Genomic DNA, 4,060 nt, shown 5'->3' with positions numbered 1-4,060 from the left:
GGCGATTCATTTGTATTTGACATTTCGATATATTAACTTAAGTTGCAACTACTTCGGTAATTTTTACCGAATCATTGTCTGAGAAAAATCACTAAATTTGCAAGATGAAAGAAGATAATGCAAATGAAATCATACTCTATCAGCCGAACGATACTCTCACTCTTGATGTAAGAGTAGAGGATGAATCAGTGTGGCTTACTCAGGCTCAGATCGTTGAGTTGTTTGCCAGCAGCAAAGCCAATATCAGCGAACACCTGAAACATATATTTGAGTCTGGAGAATTACTTAAAGATGCAACTGTTCGGAAATTCCGAACAGTTCGTCAAGAAGGGAATCGGAGTGCGACATGATGAAACTGGTTTCTGTATGTAATGCTCCCACCAATAAGAGTGGCGTTTATTTGGTATGGAACTCAACTTGCAATGGAAACAAAGAATTAATTTATATCGGCCGATCAGGAAAAAAGGAAAATGGTAAAATTGTTCATCGCAAAGCCGGATTGGGGGGAATTAAGGATAGATTGGTTAATGGTCACCAATTTGGGAAGTTACCTGAAAAAGAATATGGCCTATTATAATGTTACAATATGGGATAAAAAAATTAACAGTAAGTTGGTTTGATACAGAGAACGATGATCCTGTAGAAGTGGAAAGACTTTTATTAAATGAAATATTACATATCAGAGGGAGTCTACCAGTTTGGAATAATCAACCATACTAATTCGCGGTTAATTGACAAGTTTGATTAACACAAAAGTATACTACAATTATTGAACATCTATCAATAATCATTTGAGACCATGGATGTCAACAACCAAATAATCATATATCAGAGCGAGGACGGCGAGACCCGTATCGAGGTAAAATTTACCGGGGAGACTGTATGGCTTTCCCAGCAACAGATGGCAGAGCTTTATCAGACGACTCGACCCAATATCGTGCAGCATATCCGCAACATATATGCGGATGGAGAATTGGATGAACATGCAACCTGTAAGAATTTCTTACAAGTTCGACAAGAGGGAGCCAGGCAGGTGACGCGAGAGATACCATTCTATAACCTCGATATGATTATATCGCTGGGTTATAGAATCCGGTCGGTGATTGCGACGCACTTCCGCAGGTGGGCCACGGAGCGACTGAAGGAGTATATCATCAAGGGATTTACAATGGACGACGAGCGGTTGAAGGGTAACGGCGGCGGTGCATACTGGCGTGAGCTGCTCGATCGTATCCGTGATATCCGTTCGTCGGAGAAAGTGATGTACCGACAGGTACTCGATCTTTATGCCACGGCTGTCGATTATGATCCTCGTTCTGAAATTTCGGTCGAGTTCTTCAAAATTGTGCAGAATAAGCTTCATTTTGCTGCGCATGGCAACACTGCTGCCGAGGTGATTTTTAAGCGAGCCAATGCGGATGCTCCGATGATGGGTCTGACTTCATTCAAAGGTGATCATCCAACACTTCGAGACGCACAGATTGCCAAGAATTATCTGAGCGAAAATGAACTGAAGATTCTCAACAATCTTGTCTCCGGATACTTTGATTTTGCCGAGATTCAGGCGATGAAACATCGCCCTATGTATATGGATGACTATGTGCGACAACTTGACATGATTCTTTCCTCAACAGGCGAAGCATTGCTCAATGGTCCCGGCTCGGTCAGCCATCAGCAGGCGATGGATAAAGCCCGCGAAGAGTACCGCAAATTCCAGGTAAGAGAGTTGTCCCCAGTTGAACGTGCCTATCTCGATACTATCAAAGCCCTCAATGCCAAAGCCAAGAACAAAGGGAAAGACTAATGATCCTTTCGTAATTTCAAATCGTGATGACGTGGTGTCTAGTCCGGAAAAGTGTTGACCGTTTGTTTGTCCATTCGATTTTACGCCGTCAGACCGTGAAATATGCTTGTCCATATTATACTACATATTTTATAACTGATTGATTTACATAGTATGTATGACTTTTCAACGAGGAGGAATACTGAGCAATAAATTTCACAAAATTCACTGATAATCAATGGCTAAGAAAAGGGTAATTTTCTTGCCCATTGCTATTTTATCCCGTTTTACCCCATAGTTTTCTTTGCCATAGGCAAAGCACCAAGGCGATTACCTGGCTAAATTCAGATACTCCTCCGAGGTTTGTGTGCGCCAGAAGTTGCACATAAGTCAACCAAAAATAGTTGATTTCGCAAAAACAACCTAAATTGGTTGCGAACATTACAATTTATTCGTATATTTGTAGTCATGAAAATCGGAGCGATAATAACAGGAGATATTGTGGATTCCACAAAAATGACAGCAGAAGAGCGTGCTACGATGTTACGAATGTTGCAGTCCCTGCCGGTATTGCTGTCACCTTTGAGTAAAACAGATATTGAGATTTTCAGAGGGGATAGTTTCCAGGTGAAAGTTGCAGAACCAAGCAAGGCATTGCATATGGCACTTACGATACGGGCTATTATCCGCGCCAATAAATTTGCAGGTAATAATCATCAATGGGATGCTCGCATGGCAATTGGTATCGGAACATTAGACTATGAAACGGACTTACTATCCACAAGTGACGGCGAAGCATATAGATTATCAGGCAAATGTCTTGACTCCATAGGCAAGGGTCGTTTATGCATTAAGACTCCTTGGGAGGATGTTAATAAAGAGCTGACGGTTTCCACTCTATTTGCTGATGATATAGTGACAGGGTGGACTCAAAGTCAAAGCAGGATAATGTTTGAGAAGCTTGTCAAGAATAATAGTCAGGAAGAAATCGGCAATATACTTGGTGTTTCCAGACAGATGGTCAGCAAGTCCTTGAAGGCAGCCAAAGATGCTTTGATTTCTGTATATGTCAAAAGATTTGAGGAGCTGATTAATCATAAAACGATATGAGCGCAGTAATAATTCTTATAAAACTGATAGCGGCACATCTCGTAGGAGATTTCATATTGCAGTCTGACAAGATGTGTGCGGATAAGTTTTCCAAAAATAAAACTGTCAGATATCGTGCATTGTCTGAGCATGCTATCATTCAGGCGTCATTGGCATATCTGTTTGTCGCGCAATGGACAAACTGGGTTGTCCCGCTTGTCATTGGTGTCAGCCACTTTCTGATAGACTTGATAAAGACTCACTTCAAGCGAAAAGATCTTGCCGGCTTTCTATGCGATCAGTTGATCCATTATTGTGTCATCGTTGTTCTATGGTTTACAGCATTCGCTAATCATGACTTCAATCCTGCTACGGAAATGTTCTCTGCAAATTTTTGGTTTGTTACAACGGCGTATATTGCCGTGCTCTCGCCCACATCAGTTTTGATAAAATCCTTCATTGAATATGAGAAATGGTTGCCGGCAGATGCTTCTTTAAAAGGATTGCCCAATGCCGGAAAATGGATTGGTTATCTTGAAAGAATACTAATACTGACATTTGTTTTCACCAGCAATATTGAAGGAGTCGGATTCCTGTTAGCCGCAAAATCTGTATTCCGTTTCGGCGAACTCAGCAAGGCTAAAGATATCAAGACGACGGAGTATGTACTGATTGGCACTTTTACCAGTTTCACAATCGCGATATTGCTTGGCTTTGGCGCAGACTGGCTCATGGATATGAATTTAGAATGAGAGGTGATTATAAAGTTAAATTGATCTTGTTTTACATGATTTTTGCCATCTGATATCATAGTATGGCATTAATATAGGTTTTCGAGTTTTCTTGGTCAAGCGCTATGATTTTCTTGACCAATTCGATTTTAAGCCGTCAGACACCGTGGTTTTCTTTGCCAAATTCCGCAAAAAGCAACTATTTATCTAATTATCAATTATATGTCTAGTCCGGAAAAGTGTTGACATAGCCTTTTGTCCTGCCGTTCAAACTAATTTCACTCAGGTAGCCTTTTTCGGTCAGTTTTCTTAAGTCTGATTTCGTTGTGTTGGGAGTCACCCCGAATTTGCCTACAATATCGGTTGAAACAAGCACCATGTCGATACTGTTTCTTTGAGTGTGTCTGACGCCGGCCACTAAAAAAGGACCAGCCAAATTTTGACCGGTCCTGACAAG

The 4,060-nt window shown here is 41.1% G+C and carries 5 protein-coding genes and 1 pseudogene; 5 read left to right on the top strand and 1 reads right to left on the bottom strand.

Features of this window, described 5'->3' with window-relative positions; genetic code table 11:
- Positions 1-104: 104 nt before the first annotated feature.
- The 5 genes and pseudogenes from JX312_RS10025 to JX312_RS10005 all read left to right on the top strand — a co-directional run.
- Positions 105-347 (top strand): annotated as a pseudogene (locus JX312_RS10025) (DNA-binding protein); the annotation flags it as partial.
- Positions 347-577 carry a hypothetical protein gene (locus JX312_RS10020; RefSeq protein WP_204457892.1) on the top strand — a complete coding sequence of 77 codons (231 nt, stop codon included), beginning with the start codon at positions 347-349 and terminating at the stop codon, positions 575-577. The pseudogene JX312_RS10025 and the gene JX312_RS10020, both read left to right, overlap by 1 nt.
- A 222-nt stretch (positions 578-799) precedes the next feature.
- On the top strand, positions 800-1,804 hold the full coding sequence (locus JX312_RS10015) for a virulence RhuM family protein (RefSeq protein ID WP_204457891.1): 1,005 nt from the start codon (positions 800-802) through the stop codon (positions 1,802-1,804).
- A 447-nt stretch (positions 1,805-2,251) separates the two neighbouring features.
- The gene (locus tag JX312_RS10010) at positions 2,252-2,893 is read left to right on the top strand and encodes a hypothetical protein (RefSeq protein ID WP_123404007.1); all 642 of its coding nucleotides are present in this window, start codon (positions 2,252-2,254) and stop codon (positions 2,891-2,893) included.
- A complete protein-coding gene (locus JX312_RS10005) occupies positions 2,890-3,624 on the top strand; it encodes a DUF3307 domain-containing protein (RefSeq protein ID WP_204457890.1) in 735 nt (244 codons plus the stop codon). Before JX312_RS10010 ends, JX312_RS10005 begins: the two co-directional genes overlap by 4 nt.
- Positions 3,625-3,829: 205 nt before the next feature.
- On the opposite strand, the gene JX312_RS10000 is transcribed toward JX312_RS10005, so the two are convergent.
- Positions 3,830-4,060 (bottom strand): hypothetical protein (locus JX312_RS10000; RefSeq protein ID WP_370541497.1); only part of this gene is annotated, 231 nt, incomplete at its 5' end.

The organism is Barnesiella sp. CU968, from assembly GCF_905219685.1.
GTDB classification, from domain to species: Bacteria; Bacteroidota; Bacteroidia; order Bacteroidales; family Muribaculaceae; genus Lepagella; species Lepagella muris_A.
The sequence above is the reverse complement of the archived record's forward strand: the minus strand, read 5'-3'. Positions and strand labels throughout refer to the sequence as shown.